Below are 24,978 nucleotides of genomic sequence, written 5' to 3' on the forward strand. Positions count from 1 at the left end.
ATAATAGATAGATGAAACGATATTTGATGATATTTTTGGCCGCTTTCATGGCTTTTCACTATATGGGGGCTTCTTTGCCCTCCCAGGTGGACAGCCATGATATAGCGTCTTTACATGCATGGGGACCTTATTCCAAACGCTATGCAGGCATCTCGCACATACCTGATATGAGTAAAGGAATACGTTTTGATTTCTCCGTGATGCCCGGATATTATCGGAATCGCCAGTTGGTGCCGCATGTCCTGTTTGAATCGTCTTACTATCCATGGGAGATAAATCCGGAGGTGAATCGCATCACTTACAGGTATGAATTGGAATGGAAAGACAAGGTTTATACGGATGTCACTTATTACGTGTTGGATGATAACCGTACGCTGGTCGGAATACATTGTGTCAACAATACAGGGATGCCTCAGAATCTGGTTCTGAACCAGATGGCTTATATAGACTATCCTGAGACGTATCCGCAGGTAACTGCTACAGGAGCATCGCGGCTGCAATGGTATAATGCCATTGATTATATGGAGAATGAACCTGTTCGGAAATCGCCTCAATACAGACTGGTATATGATGGGTGGCGGCGGAATGAAGAACGTAGCGCTTTGTCTCTTGATGGTTCGATTCTGGGGAGAGGCTTCGGTAGGAGCGAAGGTGACCGCCTGAGTTATCAAGTGAATATCCTTCCGGATCAGGAAAACGGAGCCATAGGCATCCGATTTAAGGTAAAGAAGGGAGAGAACGCTGTACTACAGCTGAAAGGACTGGTAGAACAATCTGTTACTCTGAAAGGTACGGGAGAATTTTCTTTCGTATCAGTTCCTTATCAGAATAAGAAGGCGGGAGAATACAAACTGGAACTTATTTCGGGCAGTACCGTTGAAATCGGTCTGGATGGATTCTTTATAGGCAGTGCGGATGATATCAGCAATGTAAAAGTAGTCCGTACGCCGATACCTTTTACTCCTGCAATGGAAGTAGGTAAAAGCAAGAAAGACTTTATCCTGAAGTACAAAGACTGTGAAAACTATTATGGGGTGGCTTGGAACCATCAGCATTCGGAAGTTCGGGAAATACTGAACGGTGAATTGGAATCTTTCTTCCGGAGAAAGGTGCACGATCATGTCTCGTCAAGGCTGGTTGGAGATAGGAAGTGGCACTATACGAATGCTTTTTTGCGTCCTGTCGTGCTGGAACCAGATTCTGAACAGACCATTTACATGTTGGTATGCACAGGAGATAAGGAACAGGTACAACAAGAATTGCAGAGTTTCCATTCAACTCCGGATAAACTGATTGCGCAGGTTAAATCTACGGAAGGTGCAAAGTCTAAGGATAAAGTGTTACCGGGCGGAGAGAAGTATCTTCTGGGAAATCGTTTATTGCAAGCCTCGCTTTTATCGAATATCGTATATCCGGTTTATACGCAGAAAGAGTACATCAGGCATTTCACACCGGGCAAGAACTGGAATAGTCTTTATACTTGGGATTCCGGATTCATTGCACTGGGACTGATTGATGTGGATCCGGCTAAGGCTTTCGAATGCATCAAGGCCTATACAACTCCGGTAGGGAGTGAATCGGCTTTTATTCATCATGGCACTCCATTGCCTATCCAGATGTATGCTTACGCTGATTTGTGGAACAATAGCCTGTCACGTGAGACCTTGGAATTCTTATATCCCCGACTGAAACAGTTCTTTAACTTTATGGTTGGAAACGATCCTTACTCTACTACCCGGATGAAAGGTTCCGGTCTGCTTCGCACCTGGGATTATTTCTATAATTCCGGTGGATGGGACGATTATCCGCCTCAGCATGCACGTGGGGGGAATAAACTGGTGACTCCTGTAGTTACTTCAGCTTATTATCTGCGGGCTGCGAAAATACTGCGCCTGGCGGCAAAAGAGTTGGGACTGAAAAAGGATATGAAAGAATATGAGCAGGTAATCGGACGACTGTCGAATGCTTTGCAAACCTACTCTTGGGACGAAGAAAGCGGATATTTTGGGTATGTGCTCCATGATTCCTTGGAGAATGCGAAAGAAATCTTACGGTATAAGGACCGGTCGAACTTTAACAAGGGGTTGGATGGAGTGACTCCTTTGACAGCAGGTATCTGTTCTCCGGATCAGGTAAATAGGTTGGTGGGACATCTGTTTTCTCCCGATGAGTTATGGACAAAAGTAGGAATTTCAACGGTAGACCAGTCTGCGTCTTATTATAAAGTAGATGGGTATTGGAATGGTGCCGTATGGTTTCCCCATCAGTGGGTAATGTGGAAAACTCTTTTAGATTTAGGTAAGGGAGAAGAAGCCTACCGGGTGGCGCATACAGCCCTGGATAATTGGGAAAAGGAATGTGCAGCAAGCTATTTTACGTTTGAGCATTTCATTATCTCTTCGGGAAGAGGAGCGGGGTGGCACCAGTTTTCCGGACTTTCATCACCTATTTTGAATTGGTTTGCTGCCTATTATAAGCCGGGTAAAGTTTCTACCGGCTTTGAGGTCTGGATTACGAAGAGCGAATTCAATAGTACTTGTTCTGGATATAAGGCTGATATCTCTTTTGACGATTCGACAAAGGCTCATGAGCGTTGTATGATTGTCTGCATGGATGCAGGATATAAGTATGAAGTATTGTTCAATGGTAAGTCTGTTAAATCCAGATCTGACCATCCCGGAATGTTAGAAATCACATTACCGGCTACTAATAAAACCGGTGAACTTATAATTCGGGCTCTTAATTAGAGTTATTCATAAGAGCATTATTTTCTTTCATATTCAATATTAACCTCTGTGAGGTATAAGATGCCCATTTCGCACACGGTGAAATGGGCATCTTGTGTTATCAGATTAAAACAGATCGATACATTTCATTACAAATGAAACTTTGCAAAATAAGATATTTGTCTCATTACTGATAATTTTGTATCTGCCGCAGTTTTATAGCCTTCTGACTGCGAAAATGAGACGTTTTTTCTCTTTTTAGGGATAAGTTTATTGCTGGTTATTTAATTGAATCTCTACTTTTGTCTTGCTTTAAAGCCAAGAAAGTCTTTACAATTTTTTAAAATTTAATATTATGAAGCAGAAGATTTCAAAATTCTTTTCTGATGCGAGGATTAGGATGCTACTATTATTCCTGATCTCTACAGTTTATATTCAAGCTCAGTCGGGCAGAATCGTTACGGGTGTCGTTAAAGATGCCACGGGCGAAACAGTTATTGGAGTAAACGTAACTGTAAAGGGTAATGCTGCTTTGGGTACTATTACCGATTTGGACGGTAAGTATTCATTGAGTGTTCCTGCGCAAAAATCTACTTTAGTGTTTTCATTCATTGGTTATCAAACCCAGGAAAAAACAATTGATGCTAACACCAAAACTTTGAATGTTACGTTGGTTGAAGATTCTAAGTTGCTGGATGAAGTTGTTGTAGTTGGTTACGGTACAATGAAAAGAAAAGACGTAACAGGTGCTGTAGCACACGTTGGAGATGAAGTGACCAAGAACAGAGCTGCAACAAATGCTCTTGATTTCCTGGTAGGTACTGTACCCGGTGTGCATATAACACCTTCTACTGAAGCAGGTGGTGGTGCTTCCGGACTTCTGATTCGTGGTAAACAATCATTGAAGGCAAGTACTTCTCCTTTGATTGTTCTGGATGGTGTAGTATTCTATGGTAACATTGGAGATATTAACCCGAATGACATTGAAAGTATGGATATCCTGAAGGATGCCAGTTCTACTGCTATCTATGGTTCTAAAGGGTCGGCAGGTGTTATTCTTATTAATACTAAGAGAGGTACTTCTGAAAAGCCTATTATTAATGTAAGTACCAAAATCGGTGTGGCGCAAGCAACCTTTATGCCTGAAATGCCTACTGCCGAACAATACATGCAGAGACGTTCTGATTATTATAAGACAATCGACTACTTCAAACCGGGAGACCAACAAAAAGGTTTAGGCTACTATGATAATCCCGACCATCTGCCTGAAGGAGTTTCCCGCGATCAATGGGCTGCTTATGATCCCTCTTTCTCCGGTGATTACATTGAAACCTGGATGCAACGTTTGGAATTCAATCCCATTGAGGTTACCAATTACAAAGCCGGTAAATTCGTTGACTGGATGGACCTTGTTTACCAGAATGGTTTGAGACAAGATTACAGTGCGTCTGTTTCCGGAAAGACAGCGAGAACCAACTATTATGTCTCATTAGGATATACCAATAATGACGGTATTGTTGTAGGCGATCAGTTCCGTGCTTCAAGATCACGTGTGAATTTGGATACTGAGATTACAAAATGGCTGAATATCGGTTTGAATGCGCAATTCGTTCATAAAGGTTCGGATGATATTAAGGCGGATACAGGTGCAGCCAAGGCAGCCAGTCCTTTTGGTGATGTTTATGAAGCTGACGGAAGCATCAAAGTTAGACCTTGGGATGACAACCGCGTTGCCAATCCGTTGCTGAATCGTTCAGTAGATGATAAATATTATAGAACACAAACCTTCAACTCAAGCGTGTATGGTAAGTTGACTCTTCCGTTCGGATTCACTTGGCAGACTACTTTCAACGTACGTTATGGTTGGAGAAAGGATTATTATTTTGATTCTGATATCAAACCGGGTGTGGTAGCCGGTGGCAAAGCAAAACGTGTGGACTACTCTGACTACGAGTGGAGCATTGATAATATGCTGAAGTGGAACCGCACTTTTGCTAAAATACATAACTTTGATTTTACCTTTGTGTATACTGCTGAAAAATATCAGAACTGGCAAAGTACGGGAAACAATGAAGGTTTCCAACCGAATGGTGCATTGAGTTATCATGGCATTCAGGCCGGTATTACTCCTACTGTCAGCGCAAACGATGAAATGCAGACTGGTAATGGTTTATTATGGCGTTTGAACTACTCTTTGATGGACCGTTATTTGCTGACCGGTTCTGTACGTCGTGATGGTTTCTCTGCTTTTGGACAGAACAATCCTTTCGGTGTATTCTCTACAGTTGCTGCCGGATGGCGTATGTCAGAAGAAAAGTTCTTGAAGGATGTGAAATGGATTAATAACCTGAAGCTGCGTCTCTCTTGGGGACAGACCGGTAACCGTGACATCGGTCGTTATGCCGCTTTCTCAAGATTGACTATTACCAATGTTATTCAGAATGGTGTAAACTATAAAGGTGTATATCCTTCAAGTTTGGCCAACAGAGATTTGAAATGGGAAACGACTACCGGTTTTAACCTCGGTGTCGACTTCGGGTTGTTCAACAACCGGTTAAGCGGTTCTGTGGAACTTTATAAGAATAAAACGAACGATTTGTTGATGGACCGTGCCATGCCCGAAATCTCCGGATACGGTAAGATTGCCTCCAATCTGGGAGAACTTGCCAATCAGGGTGCTGAGTTGACTTTGTCAAGTGTAAACGTGAATACCCGGAATGTACGTTGGGGTACTACCTTCACTTATTCTACTAACAAGAATGAAATCAAACATCTGTATGGTGATATGATTGACGTGCTGGATGCAGAAGGTAACGTTATCGGCCAGCGTGAGGATGATGATGTACAGAACGGCTGGTATATCGGACATGCTATTGATGAGATCTATGATTATAAGTGGATTGGCGTATGGCAACTGGGTGAAGAACTGGAAGCTGCAAAATATGGTAAACAACCGGGTGACCCGAGATTGCTGGATGTCAATAATGATGGTAAGATTAATGACGATGATAAACTTTGGTTGGGTACAAAGACTCCGAAACATCGTATGACATTGAGCAGTGACCTGAATCTGTTCAAATGTATCAACTTCTCTTTCGTACTGCGTGGAGAATTCGGCTGGATGGATATTGATAATCTGCCAAGAAACGAAACTAATCGCTTCTACAATACTTCAAACTCTGTTTGGACTGAATATTGGACGCCCTGGAATCCAAATTCAAAATACGCCCGTTTAGGTGCGAACATTGATAGCCCGGGTGTGAATATTTACGAAAAGAGAAACTACGTAAGAATGCAGAATATGGCATTGTCTTATACATTCCCGAAGAAGCTGATTAACAAGTTCATGATTGATAACCTGAGATTCAGTATCAATGTGGATAACGCTTTCGTTATCTCTAAGTGGAGAACTTCCGATCCTTTGACTAAGGCTATCACTCCACGTATCTGGACATTCGGTGTAGACATTACCTTATAATCTGATAGAACGATAATTAAATAAAGATATTCAAATGAAAACAAAGAAATATATACTAAAAGGTCTGGCAACCTGCCTGATAGCTGCCGGTCTTTCTGCTTGTGTTGATCTTGAACCGAAAGCGATGTCCTTTCTGACGCCGGAGAACACTTTTGTGGATAAAGCTGGTTTAGAAACCATGCTTCGCCTTTGTCGTAAACAAATGAACTTTGAATGGTTCGGAGATGCTTTCAATTCTGGAAACTGTGAAACCTATTCTGTGTATGAATATGCTTGGTCTGACCTGGCTGTAATGGGTGGCCCTGAGACGAAGGAAATCCATAATATGGTGACTCAGCTGACTCCTACTACCAATATGTATCTGCACTTGCGTTATTGGGTTTTCGGCTGGAATGGTATCAAGTATGCTAATACAGTCATTACCCGTGCCCCGGAAGCTGATGGTATGGCTTCGGAAGAAGACAGAAATGCTTGTCTTGCCGAAGGGTATTTTCACCGTGCTTACTGGTATTATCTGCTGACTAACCAATTTGGAGATATACCTTGGATCGGAGAAGAAATTACCGGTGCAAAGCTGGACTTTAATACTGTTTCCCGTAAAACGATCTTGGCTAATATCAAGAAAGATATGGAATATGCCATACAATGGTTACCTAAAGATGTGATCCGCGGTGCTGTGAGTAGAGCAGCAGGTGAACATCTACTGGCTAAGATATGTCTGGCTACGGGTGACTTCCAACAGGCAGTAGACGCAACAACCCGTTGTATTAACGATTATGGATTGCACTTGATGACCGAACGTTTCGGTATTAATGCGGATGATAAGAGCAAAGATGTTTATAATGACTTGTTCCAGGAAGAAAATATCAGTATTGTTGAGAACAAGGAAGGTATCATGATCGGTCAGGAAATTTATGGTTTGGATGGATGTTCTTCTCCAAGTGGCTCAAAGCGTAAACGTAATTTCGTGCCGCAGTGGCATGCCGGAAGCAAAGTGAAGACACCGGACGGAAAGAATGGGACAACGGACGCTTCGGGTATCTACGATGGGTACGAACAATTGGAAGAGCTGGGTAGAGGTCTTGCCAAGATACGTCCTACCAACTATGCACAATATGAGTTGTGGAAAGATTGTGGTGACGATATGCGTCATAACTCCAATAACTGGTTCGATAAATCACGTATCAAATATAATTTGCCGGCTTCAAAAGGGGGTAGTAGCAAATACTTCGGCCAACCGGTGGATCCTGCTTACTGTACGGATACCATGCGTTGTTACTTCTCTTTCCCGATTGTGAAGGTTCTGATTGACAAAGATGATCCAAATGCAGGAGGTAAAGTTCCTGTAGGTGGTTTCACAGACCAGTATATTTTCCGCCTTGCCGAGACTTACCTGAACAGAGCTGAAGCTTACTGGTGGTTGGGTAAGAATGATCTGGCTACTGAGGATGTGAATACAATCCGTCGTCGTGTGAATGCACCGGAACTTTCATCTGTTACATTGGAAGATATTCTGGATGAAAGAGCCAGGGAATTGTTCTTGGAAGACCATCGTAAGTCCGAGTTGACTCGTATTGCTTTCCTGAAAGCAGAAAAGGGTATAGATGGATATTCTCTTGATAACTTCTCTGAAAAGAACTGGTATTATGACCGTATCATGGAAAAGAATAATTTCTTTGCAACGGAATACTATTATTCAACCAATGCCTTTATCATGAAACCATATCATGTGTTGTGGCCTGTTCCGCGTAATGCTATAGAATCCAACACTCAAGGTCGTATCAATCAGAACTACGGTTACGATGGTTATGAAGATAATATTCCTGTAGAAGAACTTGAAAAAAGATATAATAATTGATTATGAGAAGTAAATATATATTGTTTGCCTTGGCTCTGACAGGAGCCTTGGCATCCTGTTCGGATGATGATAATAATAAAAAGCCGGTTTATAACAACCCTTATTCAAACCCGCTGACTAACTACAGTGCGGCTGATCCGACAGTTTGGAAAGAAAACGATCATTCGTTCTATGTATATGCTACCAACACATCTGTAATCCGCAAATCAACAGATTTGATCCATTGGACAGATGGTGGTAAAATGTTTGAGAAGAAACCTTCGTTTGTTACTGAATCTGGTGCGGCAGTATGGGCTCCGGACATTGAGAAGATTGGTGATAAATACATTCTGTATTATGCTATGTCTGCTATGGGTAAACCTGCATCTGCTGGCATTGGAATTGCTTCTGCAGATTCTCCCGAAGGTCCCTTCTCATTGGATATATCTGTTGATGGAAAGGGTAAGTTATTTACTTCAAATGAGATTAATGTAAGAAACTCTATCGATCCTTGCTTTTTTGAGGACAATGGACAAAAATGGCTGGTTTGGGGCAGTTTTAATGGTCTTTATGCAGTAAAATTGAATGCTGACGGAACAAGAGTATATCCCGACCTTGCAACTGCAAAGAAAGAAAGAGTACAGGTTGCGGGTACTGCTTTTGAAGCACCTTACATACATAAGCGTGGTGATTATTACTATATGTTTGCATCTGTAGGTTCGTGCTGTAACTCTATGTTGAGTACGTATACTACTGTTGTCGGACGTTCTACTTCCTTCTTAGGCCCGTACGTGAATAAGAATGGAGAATCAATGCTTGATAATAAATATGAGGTTCTTATCAGAGCTAATGATCGCTTTGTAGGTCCTGGCCATAATTCGGAGATTGTGACGGATAGCGAAGGTAATGAGTGGATGTTGTATCACAGTTATGACAGACACACTCCAAGCAAAGGACGTTATCTGATGATCGACCGGATTGTTTGGGAGAATGATTGGCCGGTAATTGCTGGTAATAGTCCATCTACCGAAGCAGAAGCACCGGTTTGTAAATAGTAATAGTGAATATATGCAGAAAATATTGTTAATAGGAGCTTTTCTCGCCATAAGCTGTTTGCTTATGGCGAAAAAGCCCGTCAAGAGCTATCAGAATCCGGTTATAAACTATAGTTTGCCTGATCCTTCTATTATCAAAGGAGAGGATGGTTACTATTACCTGTATGCCACCGAAGATATTCGAAACTTGCCTATTCATCGTTCGAAAGACTTAGTGGAGTGGGAATATGTGGGTACTGCTTTTACTAAAAGCACTCGTCCGGACTTTGAACCCAAAGGAGGATTATGGGCTCCTGATATCAATAAAATAGGAGATAAATATGTACTTTATTATTCCATGTCCGTTTGGGGAGGCGAGTGGACCTGTGGCATCGGATGTGCTACTGCCGATAAGCCTGAAGGTCCTTTTAAGGATCATGGGAAAATGTTCCGTAGCAATGAAATCAATGTACAGAATTCCATAGATCCTTTCTATATAGAGGATGGAGGAAAGAAATATCTCTTCTGGGGTAGTTTCCGTGGAATTTATGGTATTGAATTGTCGGATGATGGACTTTCTATAAAGAAAGGTGCTAAACTCCGTCAGGTAGCGGGGACAGCCTATGAAGGAACATATATTCATAAAAAAGATGGCTATTATTATTTCTTTGCATCCATAGGTACTTGTTGCGAAGGATTGAAGAGCACTTATACTACAGTTGTAGGCCGTTCGAAGAAGCTTTTTGGACCTTATGTTGATAAGAGTGGTAAGAAGATGCTGGATAACCACCATGAAGTACTGATTCATAAGAATGATGCTTTTGTAGGTACCGGGCATAATTCAGAGATTGTAACGGATAAAGCAGGTAATGACTGGATGTTCTATCATGCGGTGAGTACTAAAAATCCCGAAGGACGTATGTTGCTGATGGATAAGGTGAATTGGAAAGACGGATGGCCATCAGTGACCGGCAATTCTCCGTCGATAGAAGCTGAAAGACCTGAAATGTAGAATAGTAAAATGAAGATTGAATATGAGGTTAAAAAGATTGTTTTTAGGGATAATGCTTTCTGCGGGCATTGCAAATATAGGAGCAGCAAATTATACTCCTGAGAATGTTTCCATTTCTTTAAAAGTTCCGGGCAATGACGCCCGGCACTATTCACTGACTCTCCAGAAGCAGCAGGACGGTGTGTATACCTGCCAGTCTTCCGAGCAGTTACCATTGGTTATTACCCGTCAGGTAGTTGATAAAGATGGCAAGCAGCGTATTAACGTTGTCATCACGGCCTTGGATACTGTTTATTTCAATTATGGCGAGCAAATAAACACCGGATACCGTCATTCCGATTGCCAGTTCTATATGCCCGGTTTCTGGTACCGCCAGAATCTTCGTTCTCCCGAAAAGGCCCCTTCTTTCCATACCTCTGATAGCTGGCTGGTACGCGAAGACCGTCTGAGTAGTCCTCTGACTGCCGCCTTCAATTCAAGTAAAGGCAAGTCCATGTCAGTCATCCGTATTGACAAGTTTGACAAGGAGGCTTTGGCTACTCACAAAGAAGGCGAGGTCATTGTCTCCGGTGAGACTTCCATCGGCTATACCGGTTTCGAGAACATAGGTGGCATGACTGTCCTTTCCTATGGTTTCCCTTATAAGGAAGCTCCCAAGACTTATATCCGTAAACTGACTCTTGCCCCTTCCGTTGAGGCTTTCCAGCTGCTTCGCAAGGGTGATAGCATTACCCTGACCTGGGAACTGTCTGAGATTGCTGCTGCCGACTTCTCCGAGTGCGTGCAACGTACCTGGGAGTATTGCTATGACACGAACCGTCCCCAACCGGTCAATACCCCCTATACAGTGGATCGTATGAAAGATGTTCTGAGCAACTTCTTTGTAGAGAGTTATGTGAATACTACTCCTACCCATTACTATTCGGGCGTTGAGCTGAAGACAGCCACCTGTGCCAGTACTGATGTTGCTGAAGTCGGTTTTGTGGGCCGTACATTGCTAAATGCTTTCAATGCATTGGAATACGGTTTCCAGCAGAACCGTCCTGAACTTGTGAACAGTGCTAACAGTATCTTTGATACTTATCTTTCAAACGGTTTCTCTCCTGCGGGCTTTTTCAATGAGGTTGTCCATTATAACCGTGATTTTAAAGAGCCTAAGCTCAGTATCCGCCGCCAATCGGAGGGCGTGTATGCCATTTTGAATTATCTGGCTTACGAGAAGCAATACAAGCGTAAACATCCCGAATGGGAGAAACGTCTGAAGGTAATTCTGGACAGTTTCCTCCGTCTTCAGAATACTGACGGTAGCTTCCCCCGTAAGTTCAAGGATGATTTCTCTATCGTAGACGGTACCGGTGGCAGTACTCCTTCGGCTACTTTGCCTCTGGTAATGGCCTACAAGTATTTCAAGGACAAGCGTTACCTGGAGAGTGCCAAACGTACAGTTAATTATCTGGAGAATGAGCTTATCTCTAAATCCGATTATTTCTCTTCCACTTTGGATGCTAATTGTGAGGATAAGGAAGCTTCCCTTTATGCTGCTACTGCCACTTATTACCTTGCTCTGGTTACTAAAGGTGCGGAGCGTGCGCACTATGCCGAACTTTGCAGGAAGGCTGCTTATTTCGCCTTGTCCTGGTATTACACCTGGGATGTTCCCTTTGCCGAGGGTCAGATGTTGGGTGATATCGGTTTGAAGACTCGTGGCTGGGGTAATGTGTCTGTTGAGAATAACCATATTGATGTGTTTATTTTCGAGTTTGCTGATGTGTTACATTGGCTTTCCAAGGAGTTCAATGAGGCTCGTTTCTCAGACTTTGCTGAGGTTATTTCCACTTCCATGCGTCAATTGCTTCCCTATGAGGGTCATATGTGTGGTGTTTCCAAAGTAGGTTATTACCCTGAGGTTGTCCAACACACGAACTGGGATTACGGTCGTAATGGTAAGGGATATTACAATGATATCTTTGCTCCGGGCTGGACGGTTGCTTCGCTGTGGGAGCTATTTTCACCAGGACGTGCAGAGAAGTTCTTATTGAAATAGAATTTTGATTCAATATAAAAAACATCTCCGTTTAATCAGATAATGTGTTCTGAATAAACGGAGATGTTTTTTATGTTATATCCTGATACAGGAATGCTGTCTTGATCTTTTTATCGCATAGCCAGAGCCCTGTTTTCTGCTTCTTCCATTATTTCACGTTCTCCAGGACCTTTATCGTTAATCCCGCATAGGTGCAATATGCCATGAATAATAACGCGGTGCAGTTCTGTTTCGTAATCGCTGCCGAACTGCTCCGCATTTGTGCGTACCGTATCAAGGCTAATAAATAAATCTCCACTAAGGCGATTGCCTTCACAATAGTCGAAAGTGATAATATCGGTGTAATAGTCATGTTGCAGATAATGACGGTTTACCTCAAGTATCTTTTCATCGGAACAGAAAATATAGGCGATTTCACCGACTCTTTTTTCATAAGTTGCGGCAACGGCCTTAATCCATTCCGTTGTCTTGCTTTTTTTGATGGCGGGCATTTCTACACCGTCTGTCTGATAAGAAACCATATCAATTAAGAATTAAGAATTAAAAATCAAAAGAAGAATATGTAACTGATGATGATGGCGGCAAGGATACCTGCCAAGTCCGCTATTAGTCCGCAGGTGACAGCATTGCGTGTTTTGGTGATACCCACACTACCGAAATAAACTGCCAAAATATAAAACGTAGTGTCTGAGGCACCACGGGCTACACAACTCATACGTCCTACAAAAGAGTCCGCACCATATTCTTTCATAGTATCGATCATTAATCCGTTGGCTCCACTACCACTCAGCGATTTCATCAGAGCAGTTGGTAAAGCACCTACAAAGCTGGTATCTACGCCGAACAATCCCACTACATAGCCGATGCCGCTTACTAACATATCCATTGCACCGGAAGTTCGGAATACGGCAATACCCACCAGAAATGCTACCAAATAGGGAATGATGCGAACGGCAGTGGCAAATCCTTCTTTGGCGCCTTCCACAAAAGCGTCATATACATTTATTTTCTTCCATAATCCCCATACAATGAAGAGTAGGATGATACTGAACAGAATAATATTGGCAATCAATGTGGAGTATGTACCGATTTCTTCCCGACCGAGTCGCATAAACAGGTAAATCAATCCGGCAAAGAAAAGGCTGATACAACCAATGAGGATAAGAATAGGCTTATTGATAAGGTTAATGCGTTGTGCGATACTGACCGCAATTACTCCTACAAGAGTGGAGATAGCAGATGTTATCAATATTGGGATAAATATATCAGTAGGTTGTGTAGCACCCATTTGTGCGCGATACATCATAATACTGATTGGGATTAGTATCAATCCGGAAGTATTGAGCACCAGGAACATAACCATCGGATTAGTCGCCGTATCCTTCCGGGGGTTCAGTTCTTGAAGTTCTTTCATAGCTTTCAATCCCATCGGGGTCGCAGCATTATCGAGCCCCAGCATATTGGCTGACAGGTTCATAAAGATAGAACCCATAGCAGGATGTCCTTTTGGTATTTCGGGGAAGAGGCGGCAGAAAACAGGGCTTAACCAGCGGGATAATGCATTAATCATACCGCTTTGTTCGCCAATCTTCATAATACCCAGCCAGAGTGAAAGAATACCAGTCAGTCCCAAAGATATTTCGAAAGCCGTTTTTGAGGAAGTAAATGTAGAGTTGACAAGCTCTGTAAAAATTTCAGTGTTGCCCATAAACAGAAGCTTGATGAGTGCCACAATGAAAGCAATTACAAAGAATGCTACCCAAATGTAATTTAAAACCATAAAATAATGCGTTGATTTTCGTGCAAAAGTAGGAATATCTTTCCATTCAGCATGATAAATGGAAAGATTATTGCATTTATTAGGGCAATAACGCTATTTCAAATATGAAATTCTGGTTATCTTTGCTTTCTGACATTGAAGCGGTTGTATACTATAAAACGGCTGTTTACAATGCCTCTGTTTAAATCAATAATTAAATAATATGAGAAACAAATGTATTTTATTTGCAGCTTTACTGATGTTATCCGGTGCGATCTCTGCCAAGGTTGTATTGCCACCGATGTTCTCGGATAATATGGTGCTGCAGCAGCAGGCAGATGCTCCTATATGGGGTGAAGCTAAGCCGATGAAAACGGTGAAAGTAACAACTTCCTGGGATGGAAAGACGTATGAGACACAGGCTGACAAAGAGGGTAAATGGAAACTTTCTGTCCGCACCCCCGAAGCGGGTGGACCCTATGAACTTACGCTGACCGACGGACAGAAACTAGTATTAAAAAATGTAATGATTGGTGAAGTCTGGATATGTTCCGGACAATCTAATATGGAAATGCCTCTGGAAGGTTGGGGAAAGATTATGAACTATAAGAAAGAGGTTTCTGCAGCTGATCACCCCAATATCCGTTTATTACATGTAGAACATGTGACGAGTACCCAACCGGAGTCCGATATCAAAGTCCGTGATAATGGCTGGCAAGTATGTTCGCCGCAAACTATTCCTAATTTCTCGGCTACTGCCTATTTCTTTGGTCGTGAAATCTCTGAAAAGCAGAATGTGCCTGTGGGACTGATTCATACTTCCTGGGGAGGAACAAATGTAGAATCCTGGATAAGTGGGAAAGTGCTGCAAGAGATGCCGGACTTTAGCAATGTAGTAGAGGAAGTTCGTGCCATGCCTGATAAAACTGCGATGAAAGCGGAATATCTGAAAACTCTGGAAGCTTGGAATAATCGTGTGGATGAAGGTTTTGCTGCCGGGAAACCGGTACGGGCAGAAGTTTCTTTGGATGATAGTAACTGGGCAAAAATGAAATTTCCCGGTATGGTGGAGGAGCAGGGGCTTAATGGCTTTGACGGACTAATCTGGCTCCGCCGGACCGTTGATATTCCTGCATCCTGGGCAGGTAAAAAGGTTCAATTGATATTAGGAACTATCGATGATAATGATATAACGTATTGGAATGGTCAGGAAGTAGGACGCACTACTGGTTATACTATTCAGCGTAATTATACCGTTCCCGGTAAATTAGTCAAAGCCGGACAACTGAGTCTTGCCATTCGTATTGTAGATACAGGCGGTGGTTGCGGCATGCCGAACGATCTTTATCTTCGTTCTGCCAATGGAGAGCAAATTAGCCTTGCAGGAGAGTGGAAATATCAAGTGGCGGCTGATGCCCGTAAAGAGGGAATGCCTCCCAAAGACATGTCCGAGAATCCTAATCTGCCGACATCTTTGTATAATGCGATGATCCACCCATTAGTGCCTTACGGTATTCGTGGAGCTATCTGGTATCAGGGAGAAAACAACGCTTCACGTGCTTACCAATACCGTGAACTTTTCCCGTTAGTCATTGAGAACTGGCGTAAAGATTGGGGCAAGGATTTTCCGTTCTACTTTGTACAGTTAGCCAATTTTAAACCTGTATCTCCGGAACCGGTTGATTCTGATTGGGCGGAACTTCGCGAAGCACAAACCCGTACATTGTCTGTGGCAAATACAGGTATGGCGGTAATCATAGATAAAGGCGAAGCAAATGATATTCACCCCAAGGATAAACAGGCAGTTGGTCATCGTTTGGCATTGATAGCCCGTGCCAAGACCTATGGAGAGCAAATACCTTATTCAGGCCCTATGTACCACTCCTATGAGGTAGATGGAGATAAGATCATCCTTTCTTTCGACCATACTGAAGGTGGTTTAAAGAGTGGTGACGGAAAAGCATTACAAGGTTTTTCTATTGCCGGACGTGATCATAAATTCCACTGGGCAAAAGCAGAAATACAAGGCGATAAGATTGTGGTAAGTTCTCCGGAGGTATTATATCCCGTTGCTGTTCGCTATGGATGGGCCGATAATCCGGTTTGTAATTTATATAATGGTGCTGGCCTTCCGGCTTCACCTTTCCGTACAGATGATTGGAAAGGAGTTACGCAGAAATAATTTATTCGTTTAGTATAATAAAGACTCCGTTTATTGTCAATTGTAAATTATTGATAATAAGCGGAGTTTCTTTTAATACAGCTTGTTTATAGATATTATGAAAGTGAATCATAATCCACTAACTTGCTTTTTATGTATAAAAAATGTTTATTATATACAATGAAAGGATAAAAATAGTCAATTCCTATACTTTGCAGGATAAGGTGATATTTTATTTCATGTATAAGATATATCTTTATCATCCTATAATATACAACAGACAAATAGATTATGATGAAAAAAACGATTCTTGCCTGTGTTTTTCTGCAATTGGTTTTAGGAACTGTCTTTGCCCAAACGGTGGATTCTACCCATATCAAAAATATGCATGCTTACTATAAAAAGCATTTTAGTGATCCGACTGATCCCATAGTGCTGACGGCATCGGATACACTGCTGGATATGGCAATCAGATGCAATGATACAGTAATGTCTAAAATAGCTTTGGGAGCTAAGTTAGACTATTATTATTATGGTCAAGGTGAGAATCGTACAGATAGTGTCATAGCTGGAGTCAATCGTTTAAAGAGATTTGCCCGGAGTGTTGGGAACGCTGAACTTTATTATTGGGCATGGGCTGCCAGACTGGTTAATTATTATATCATACAGGGGGAATATAATATTGCTCTTCTTGAAGCGGAAAAGATGTTGCAGGAGGCAAAAAAGGAGGGAAAGCAAGAAAGTATTGCTGAGTGTTATTATGCATTAGCCAATGTCTATGCGGCGAAAGGTTTAATGAAAAAATCTCAGGAATTCATGCTTAAGGAGATAGATATTTTTGAGAATACCGATGTCGTAAGATATAATATATCCTGTCAGTACAGTGATGCCGCAAAAATATACATTGATCTGGGTGAGGAAGAAAAAGCTCCCGAATTACTTAAAAAAGCACTTAAGGCAGTCAAGTCTCCCTATCATGCAGTGACGGCAAATTTGGTTTATGTATCACTTTATCTTGCGCAGGGTGATACGGTGGCTGCCCGTCAGGCATTAGAGAAATGTAGGCAAATGTATGCGGATGAGCCTTCTCTGAAACGCCATATACACTATTTGTATGATGTGGAAATTGATTATGACTGGAAAGTCGGCAATTACCAGAAAGCTCTTAACGTACTGGATGAGCGGGAAACTGAGTTAAAGAGGAAAAATAATTTAGCCACTTTGATGCAGCTGAGAAAAACGAAGGCGGATATTCTTTGGGATATGAACCGTAAAGAAGAGGCTGCCGGATTATACCGTGACTTTCTCTTGGAACAGAAGAAGGAGAAAGAAAGGAACGAAGAAGTTGCTACCGGTGAATTTGCTACTATGCTGAATCTGCAACAACTTACTGCTGAAAAGGGACGGTTGGAAAAGATTTCTCAAGAGAAGCAACTTCAAAATACCCGTATCATTCTTTTCTCTGTTATCGGAATTTTGTGTGTCGTTATTGTCTTCTTGTGGCAACAGAGAAAACTCAATGCCAAATTAGAAAAATCAAGGGATAAGTTGGATGAAAAGAATCGTATATTGATTGAAGCCAAAGAAGAATTGCGCAAGGCCAAGGAAGTTGCAGAACAGAGTAATTGGCTGAAAACAATGTTTATTCAGAATATGTCCCATGAAATTCGTACTCCCCTGAACTCCATTGTCGGATTCTCCGGAGTATTAGTCGATATGCTTGACGATAAAGAAGACATCGGGCAATATGTGGCATTGATAGAAAGTAATAGTAAGTTGTTGTTAAAGTTGGTAGGTGATATTCTTGACATTTCTATTCTTGATAGTGAGGTTGAAATTAAGCACAATGCAGTTGATGTCAATGCTTGTTGCCAAGCCTCAATAGATGCGGCAGGGACTTTATTTTCTCCGGATACAAAACTTATTTTTAAACCGGCTTGCGATGAACTGATCATAAATAGTAATTATAACTATATAGTACAGGTGCTTGATAACCTGTTGAGTAATGCATCGAAATTTACTCATGAAGGTTCTGTTACATTGGCTTATGAAGTAAAAAAAGAGACGAATCAACTGATTTTTACGGTTACGGATACCGGAATAGGTATTCCCATTGACGAGCAAGAACATGTATTTGAACGTTTCGTTAAGCTGGATAACTTTAGCCAGGGAGCGGGACTGGGCTTATCTATCTGTCGTATTGTTGCAGAAAGGTTGGGAGGTTTTCTGATTATAGATAGAGAATATACCCAAGGTACCCGCTTTATTTTCTGTGTGTCAATGTGAAGAATAAAATGAAAAACGGTATTTTTGTGCTCTACTAAATTAAAGAAAATGCAGACAGCAAAGGAAATCCAGCAAGAACTGGAGCAATACATTGATCCTGTGAAGCGGGAATACCTTCCTAATTTCTTCAAAACCGGAAAGGGACAATACGGAGAAGGCGATAAATTTCTGGGTATCGTAGTTCCTAACACTCGTATTGTGGCGAAGCGTCATAAGGATGCACCGTTCGAGGTAATGGTAGAATTGCTGCAAAGTGAATGGCATGAATGCCGCCTGTGTGCCTTGCTGATGTTGGTGGAACGCTTTAAAAAGTGCGATGAAAAGGACAAAAAAGAAATATTCAACTTTTATCTGACACAGACTGCCCGCATCAATAACTGGGATTTGGTTGACCTTTCCGCTCCGGGCATTGTGGGCGAATATCTGAAAGATAAGCCTCGTGATGTCCTCTATCGTTTGGCCGATAGCGATTTACTTTGGGATCAGCGCATAGCAGTGGTTTCCACCTATACACTAATTAAAAACGACGATTTCATCGATATTATTGCTCTTTCTGAACACTTTTTGCATACTCGTCATGACCTGATGCGAAAGGCTGTAGGCTGGATGTTGCGGGAAATGGGGAAGCGGGACAAGGACTTATTGGTGCAGTTCCTTGAAAAGCATTGTAAACTGATGCCCCGCACGATGTTGCGCTATGCGATAGAAAAATTTCCGGAAGAAGAACGAAAACAATTTATGCAACGGTAATAGGCTGACATATACTGTTGGCCACACTTTTATCGTTTGTGCTGCAAAAGCCCAGGTAGGCAATCAAAGTATCGTTTTTCCAGTCTTTAGGAAGCTCTAGTTCGGCGTTGCCATCCGAGCGCATAGCTGCTGATGTATCATAAACAGCTAAGGCCTTCTCTTGGTTGTACACTAATAGCATGGCTGCATCTGTACTCATTGCATTCCCTTGTCCGCTATTATCTTTCCAGGTAAAGAGGGCTTTGCTGCCTTCGGTGCTTACTGTTGTATCGGATGCTTGTGTCAGGCTTCCGTGTGACACCAACACTTTGTTATAGTCAATTTCTAATCCCTGCTCACTGTCTGCGAGGGCATTTTTCATCACATAGGACATGGCAGCGTTGAAAGCAGTCTGTCTTTCTGCGAATTCCCGGTATCCGATGCGTAGAAAGGGAGTAATTGTTCTGAGGAAGTTGAGTGCCACCTGAAATTTGCTCCGTTGTCCCTGTTGCTTTTCGGTGCGTGGGTTGGTCATGTTGGCAGGACGGGTACGCATATAAGGTATCCCTTTCCATGTACATCCTACCAGATTTCCTACTTTTCCTGTGAATTCGCCGAAAACTCCTTTTTTAATTTTTCCCATGATGGTTTAATTTTTAGTTATTTATATTTTGTTGTTTGTGAAGGGAGAGAGAAGTCTGGATGTGGCTTTTCTTATTCTTCATGCATTGCTCTTGAAGGGGTGCTGCATCGCAAAGGTATGAATAAACTTTTTCTTTTTCTTTTGATTTGTGGAGTTTGTTTTCAAGAATTCATGAATATACGGAGAGAATGTATGTGATGCGGTGTTTCGGCATAAATATTACCGGTATCAGACAGGGTTACGTCTTACCTTCTCCCTATATAATAAGAAGGAGTAGGTAGGGAGTAGGTAAGGAGTAAGTAGGGAGTAGGTACGGCCCGGATATTTCTTTTTTATGGTTATCCGGATGGCTATGAGGACCTAAACGGATACTATACGGTAAAAAAATGGCATTAAAAACATCCTGAATAATTTGGCATGTACACTGAAACCTCTTAACTTTGTCACAATCTCAGCTAGCCGGTGGGTTAGGGGGAGGTTTTTATTATTGTAATAGAAAGACGTTTACGAACGTTATCTTCTAGTCTCAAATCTCGCAAATTTGAAATCTATAAGAAGATACGGCAACGGGAACGTCCACTTGAGGTGTTTTGTCCAAACATTGCGCTTGGCGTGGTGTTCTGTATATTCATCTTGGCGTGGGCTAGCTGCGTTGCTTATCCTTATAGATGGGCATGCGAGAGCCTGAGACTGGGATAAGTGAAAGTACAGACTCCCACGTCTTTTTTTGTGTATTGCTGAATCAGGGGAAGTCTATAGGCTTAATCTATATGGATTATGCTGAAGAGAGAAAAATTAACCGGTAAATCAAAGTTCATTTGGGTAATATTGGGCTTCTTACTTATGCTGCCGTTGGCTGGTAGCTGTAGTAAAGAGGATAGTAAAGAGAATGTTGTGATTCCGGACATTGCACTGAACAAGAGTGAGTTAACATTAGAGAAAGGCAAAACTGAAAGGTTGATAGCTTCTTTTACTCCGGCTGAGACACCTGATAAAGGACATGTGTGGAACAGTAGCATCCCCAGTGTTGCAACGGTGGATGAGACTGGAATGGTAACAGCGGTAATACCCGGGGAGGCTGTTATTACCGTAACGGCACTTACCGGCAAGAAAACAGCGACTTGTAAAGTAACGGTAGTGGACAAGGTTGTCAGGGTGACGGGAGTGTCGATTAAACCTACAGAGTCTACTATGGTGGTGGGGGATGACTTGATACTTGAAGCTGTTGTGACACCGGAGAATGCGACAAACAAAGCTGTAACATGGAGTTCGGGAGATAGTAAAATAGCATCGGTGGATGCTACCGGTAAGGTGACCGCTATAGCCGAGGGAAAAGTTACTATTGAAGCGACTACGAATGATGGTGATAAAACGGCCTCCTGTCAGATTACAATCGTTAATAGAGGAGTGGAAATTTCTAAACCGGAAGTGTCGGATATAACTTCTGTTTCGGCTCTTGTGGAGGGAGCAATCAAGGCTTCGGGCGTTAAAGTTACGGAAGCCGGTATTTGTTACTCTACTTCCCAATCTCCCACTGTCAATGACAAGAAGGTTGTTTTGTCCGGCGAGGATATTTCTTACACCTTAACCAAGCTGGAAGCAAATACTACTTATTATGTCCGCATATATGCTGTTGTGGATGGTGCGGCTAAGTATGGCGACCAGGCTATGTTTACTACGGCAGTGACCGTGGAAATTTCAGTACCTCAAATTTCTTCTATTTCTTCATCTTCGGCACAGATCTCAGGAACAATTACGACGTATGGTTTGCAAATGGATGAGGTTGGTATTTGTTATTCCACTTCATCAATGCCGACGGTTGATGCCACTAAAGTTGCTCTTTCGGGGAATGAGATCGTATACACACTGAATGAACTGACTCCCGAAACAGCTTATTATGTCCGTATATATGCTAAATTGGACGGGGAATATTATTATGGAGATCAAGGGATGTTCACCACATCAGGGATTATTAAAACACATTTTGAACCTACAGATATATATGAAGATAAGGCGGTACTTACATCTGTTGCTCCAAGTGGGGTAAAGAAAGTGGATATATGTTACGGAACGTCACCTAACCCTAAGATTACGGATAATGTTACTACGGCAAGTGTAGGTAGTGATGGAAAGTTGAGATTATCTCTAACAGGGTTGAGTAAGGGTACTACTTATTATCTAAGGGCTTACAGCCGCGTAGGTTCGAAGATTGAATATTATGATGATGAAGTGTCTGTACAGACTGTTGGAGGAGAGAATTTTTATGTCAAAGTGAATATAACACATCTTGATGGTTACCTGAATCTTTGGGTAGTATGTGCTATAAATGTAGGTGAAACATACTTGGTGGAGGCAGATGGAGATAAAAGTGCTGTTTTTAAAAAGGATGTTGATTATGTGAAATCACTTTATATCAAAAATGGGACTTCTACTTTTAACTATCGGCAGGAACCTAATAGTATAAGCAGTGGTCTCTATTTTATGTCTCAGGTTAATCTTGTGTTTACGAATATAGACAGTGGTGTACGCTATTATTATACGATTCCGTATAGAGTGGTACACATCTCTGATTATGTATAGTTTTTGTTATTGTAAATTGTAATAAGTTAGATTAATATGGATATATCACGTAGAGACTTTTTTAAAGTAGCTATCAGGAAAACAATTCCATTCTTAGGATTAATAGTTTTTGCACCAGTATTGTTGGAGGCTTGTAGTAAAGATGATGATCCTCAAGGTTGCAATAATAGTTGTATGGGAACTGCGCAAAGTGGTTGTGGCTCAACCTGTAGTAATAGTTGTGTTGGAACATCGGAAGGTGGTTGTGGGGATAGTTGTAAAAGTGGCTGTAAAGAAGGCTGTTCTAGTGGCTGTGATAATACAGCCAAATCGTCCTGTTCTGATTGCAGTACTTCTTGTAGCAATGGTTGTAAGGATTCTGCTAAGTCATCCGGTTGCTCGGGCTGTGGTAATAGTTGTAATCTGGCTTGCGCACAAACCTGTACGACAACTTGCCGTGGTGCATGTGTTTCAACCTGTTTGGGACAGTGCAAGGGTACTTGTATGTTTGGATGTCAAACGGGATGCCGGGGTGGGTGCCGGAGTTACAATCGATACTAATGTTGAAGTATGTATTCGTTATCTTTTAAAAATGAAAGGAATCAAGAAGAAAGAAGTAGATTGGAAGTCCGGAATGGCAAAGAATATCACTTTTATTGTCACGAAAGACTGCCAACTCGCTTGTAAATATTGCTACCTCGTAGGTAAAAACTCGAAAGAGCGGATGCCTTGGGAGGTAGCCAAACAAGCTATTGACTATGTATTAGAACGTGAAGAGGATTTTCCCGAAGAGTCTGTGGTATGGGATTTCATAGGCGGAGAGCCTTTTCTGGAAATAGACCTGATAGATAAGATTTGTGATTATATCAAGGTTGAACAATTCCAAAGAGATCATCATTGGTTTGGCGCTTATCGCTTCAGCTTTTCTACAAATGGCATCAATTACCATGAAGAAAAGGTACAGCAATTTATCTTAAAAAATAAGGAACATCTCAGTATTGGCATTACAATTGATGGTACGGAGATGAAGCACGACCTGAACCGTGTGTATAAAGCAAGCGGACGGGGATCTTATAAAGATGTAGTGCGTAACATTCCTTTATGGTTGTCGCAGTTTCCTGATGCAAGTACGAAAGTGACCATCAGTAGTGCCGATATTCCTTATATCAAGGAAAGTGTTCTTCATCTTTATGCTTTGGGCATTCATGAAGTGAACATTAACTGTGTGTTTGAAGATGTATGGAAAGCAGGAGATGACAGGCTGTTTGAAGAACAACTGCTGATGCTGGCGGATGCTATCATTGATAATGGTTATTATCGGGACTATTCTTGTTCTTTTTTTGGTGAGCATTTAGGGAAACCGTTGGATTGTAAGTTGCAGAATCAGAATTGGTGCGGTGCGGGCATGATGCTGGCTGTAGATGCAATGGGAAATTTTTACCCATGTACCCGTTTTGCGCAATACTCCCTTCGTAATAAGAAAGCTTGGATTATTGGTAATATTCATGATGGCATTGATAAGAACAAGTTGCGGCCTTTCTTGACATTGGACCGTTGTACGCAAAGTACACAAGAGTGCATAGATTGTGAAGTGGCAAGTGGATGCGCATGGTGTCAGGGAGAAAACTACGATGCTGCCGATACTTCTACCATTTACCAGCGTTCTACAGCTATCTGTAAAATGCACAAGGCACGGGTAAGGGCTAATAATTATTACTGGAACAGGCTTTTACGTAAAATGGAATCGGAGGGCGAACCATGCTGAAATATTTAATTGTTTTATTGGATGACACCAGTACGCCCTATTGCCATTATGAGAATCCGAAGACGGAATATAAGCTAATCAGTTTGCAGGATTTGCGGGCCGCTATTCTTCTGGCAATGAAAGAGAATCTGATGGTTCAGTTTGTTTATCCTGATTACAAATTACCCCAGAAATATGAGGAAATCATAGAAACGACGGAGCATTGTAAAATTATGCCTGTTGCCTGTTGCGCTGGAGCGGACATTATCATTGGGGATTATTGGGAGAATCCGGAAGGTCGAAAGATGGACAGGGATAAGATCTACGTACTGAGAACGAAGAAAGAGGATTTTTTCAGTCATTATGAGAAAGTGGGAGAGATGTTGATTCATGTCGCTCGCCTGAATATAATACTGACTGATGTGGATACTTTTACAGAGGCTGACTTTGATAAGTATAAGTCTGTGTTGGCTGAACTGGCTTTTCAGTTAAAAGATTTTTATAATGAGGAGACAATCCCCCAATTCAACCTGCTGACTGACCGTATGTTGCTTGATAGTATGAATAACTGTAATGCCGGATGGGAGAATATAACGCTTGCTCCGGATGGGAAATTTTATGTTTGTCCTGCTTTCTACCTGTCAAGTGATGGCTATTCCATTGGTGATTTGGAAAATGGGCTTGATATCAGGAATTCTCAGTTATATCGTATGAGCCATGCACCGTTATGCAGGCATTGTGATGCATACCAATGCAAGCGTTGTATTTGGCTGAATAGAAAAATGACTTTGGAAGTAAACACCCCTTCACATGAGCAATGCGTGACTGCCCATCTGGAACGTAATGCTTCGCGTGATTTGTTGCAGGAGATACGTAAATCGGGGCGTTTTTTACAAGGCAGGGAAATAATGGAAATAGATTATTTGGATCCGTTTGATGTGAGAAAGAAATATTAAAGTGTAATGA

15 protein-coding genes are annotated in these 24,978 nt (G+C 41.9%); 12 read left to right on the forward strand and 3 right to left on the reverse strand.

Features of this window, described 5'->3' with window-relative positions:
• Nucleotides 1–11: 11 nt before the first annotated feature.
• The 6 genes from BACINT_RS05855 to BACINT_RS05880 all read left to right on the forward strand — a co-directional run bounded on the left by BACINT_RS05855 (nt 12) and on the right by BACINT_RS05880 (nt 12,131).
• Nucleotides 12–2,747, forward strand: coding sequence for an MGH1-like glycoside hydrolase domain-containing protein (locus tag BACINT_RS05855; RefSeq protein ID WP_007661338.1), 2,736 nt, complete (start codon nt 12–14; stop codon nt 2,745–2,747).
• A gap of 334 nt (nt 2,748–3,081) precedes the next feature.
• Nucleotides 3,082–6,204, forward strand: a complete 3,123-nt coding sequence (locus BACINT_RS05860) for a SusC/RagA family TonB-linked outer membrane protein (RefSeq protein ID WP_007661339.1) — start codon at nt 3,082–3,084, stop codon at nt 6,202–6,204.
• A 34-nt stretch (nt 6,205–6,238) separates the two neighbouring features.
• Nucleotides 6,239–8,062, forward strand: a complete 1,824-nt coding sequence (locus tag BACINT_RS05865) for a RagB/SusD family nutrient uptake outer membrane protein (protein WP_007661340.1) — start codon at nt 6,239–6,241, stop codon at nt 8,060–8,062.
• Nucleotides 8,063–8,064: 2 nt separating this feature from the next.
• A complete protein-coding gene (locus tag BACINT_RS05870; protein ID WP_007661341.1) occupies nt 8,065–9,096 on the forward strand; it encodes a family 43 glycosylhydrolase in 1,032 nt (343 codons plus the stop codon).
• A 64-nt stretch (nt 9,097–9,160) separates the two neighbouring features.
• Nucleotides 9,161–10,087, forward strand: coding sequence for a family 43 glycosylhydrolase (locus BACINT_RS05875; RefSeq protein ID WP_310591115.1), 927 nt, complete (start codon nt 9,161–9,163; stop codon nt 10,085–10,087).
• Nucleotides 10,088–10,109: 22 nt separating this feature from the next.
• Nucleotides 10,110–12,131, forward strand: coding sequence for a hypothetical protein (locus BACINT_RS05880; RefSeq protein ID WP_007661343.1), 2,022 nt, complete (start codon nt 10,110–10,112; stop codon nt 12,129–12,131).
• Between the two features lie 110 nt (nt 12,132–12,241).
• Here the strand turns inward: BACINT_RS05880 and ybeY are convergent, their stop codons facing one another.
• Nucleotides 12,242–12,652 carry an rRNA maturation RNase YbeY gene (gene ybeY, locus BACINT_RS05885; RefSeq protein WP_007661345.1) on the reverse strand — a complete coding sequence of 137 codons (411 nt, stop codon included), beginning with the start codon at nt 12,650–12,652 and terminating at the stop codon, nt 12,242–12,244.
• A 26-nt stretch (nt 12,653–12,678) separates the two neighbouring features.
• Nucleotides 12,679–13,911, reverse strand: a complete 1,233-nt coding sequence (locus BACINT_RS05890; RefSeq protein WP_007661349.1) for a nucleoside recognition domain-containing protein — start codon at nt 13,909–13,911, stop codon at nt 12,679–12,681.
• Nucleotides 13,912–14,113: 202 nt separating this feature from the next.
• Between BACINT_RS05890 and BACINT_RS05895 the strand changes: the two genes are divergently transcribed.
• The 3 genes from BACINT_RS05895 to BACINT_RS05905 all read left to right on the forward strand — a co-directional run bounded on the left by BACINT_RS05895 (nt 14,114) and on the right by BACINT_RS05905 (nt 19,087).
• A complete protein-coding gene (locus BACINT_RS05895) occupies nt 14,114–16,072 on the forward strand; it encodes a sialate O-acetylesterase (protein ID WP_007661350.1) in 1,959 nt (652 codons plus the stop codon).
• 270 nt (nt 16,073–16,342) lie between these two features.
• Entirely contained in the window at nt 16,343–18,337 is a 1,995-nt protein-coding gene (locus tag BACINT_RS05900; RefSeq protein ID WP_007661355.1) for a tetratricopeptide repeat-containing sensor histidine kinase, read from the forward strand.
• 48 nt (nt 18,338–18,385) lie between these two features.
• Nucleotides 18,386–19,087 (forward strand): DNA alkylation repair protein, encoded by a 702-nt coding sequence (locus tag BACINT_RS05905; RefSeq protein WP_007661356.1) that lies wholly within the window; start codon nt 18,386–18,388, stop codon nt 19,085–19,087.
• Here the strand turns inward: BACINT_RS05905 and BACINT_RS05910 are convergent.
• The gene (locus tag BACINT_RS05910) at nt 19,074–19,709 is read right to left on the reverse strand and encodes a DUF6266 family protein (protein ID WP_007661357.1); all 636 of its coding nucleotides are present in this window, start codon (nt 19,707–19,709) and stop codon (nt 19,074–19,076) included. The genes BACINT_RS05905 and BACINT_RS05910 overlap by 14 nt on opposite strands.
• A 777-nt stretch (nt 19,710–20,486) precedes the next feature.
• Here BACINT_RS05910 and BACINT_RS05915 point away from each other — a divergent pair.
• The 3 genes from BACINT_RS05915 (at nt 20,487) to BACINT_RS05925 (ending at nt 24,968) form a co-directional block, all read left to right on the forward strand.
• Complete coding sequence (locus BACINT_RS05915; protein WP_007661358.1) at nt 20,487–22,289, forward strand: Ig-like domain-containing protein; 1,803 nt, start codon at nt 20,487–20,489, stop codon at nt 22,287–22,289.
• A 142-nt stretch (nt 22,290–22,431) separates the two neighbouring features.
• Entirely contained in the window at nt 22,432–24,033 is a 1,602-nt protein-coding gene (locus BACINT_RS05920) for a radical SAM peptide maturase, CXXX-repeat target family (protein ID WP_007661359.1), read from the forward strand.
• Nucleotides 24,027–24,968, forward strand: a complete 942-nt coding sequence (locus tag BACINT_RS05925; protein ID WP_007661360.1) for a CXXX repeat peptide maturase — start codon at nt 24,027–24,029, stop codon at nt 24,966–24,968. The genes BACINT_RS05920 and BACINT_RS05925 overlap by 7 nt, the downstream gene beginning before the upstream one ends.
• Nucleotides 24,969–24,978: the final 10 nt, after the last annotated feature.

The sequence above is a fragment of the Bacteroides intestinalis DSM 17393 genome (assembly GCF_000172175.1).
GTDB lineage: Bacteria > Bacteroidota > Bacteroidia > Bacteroidales > Bacteroidaceae > Bacteroides > Bacteroides intestinalis.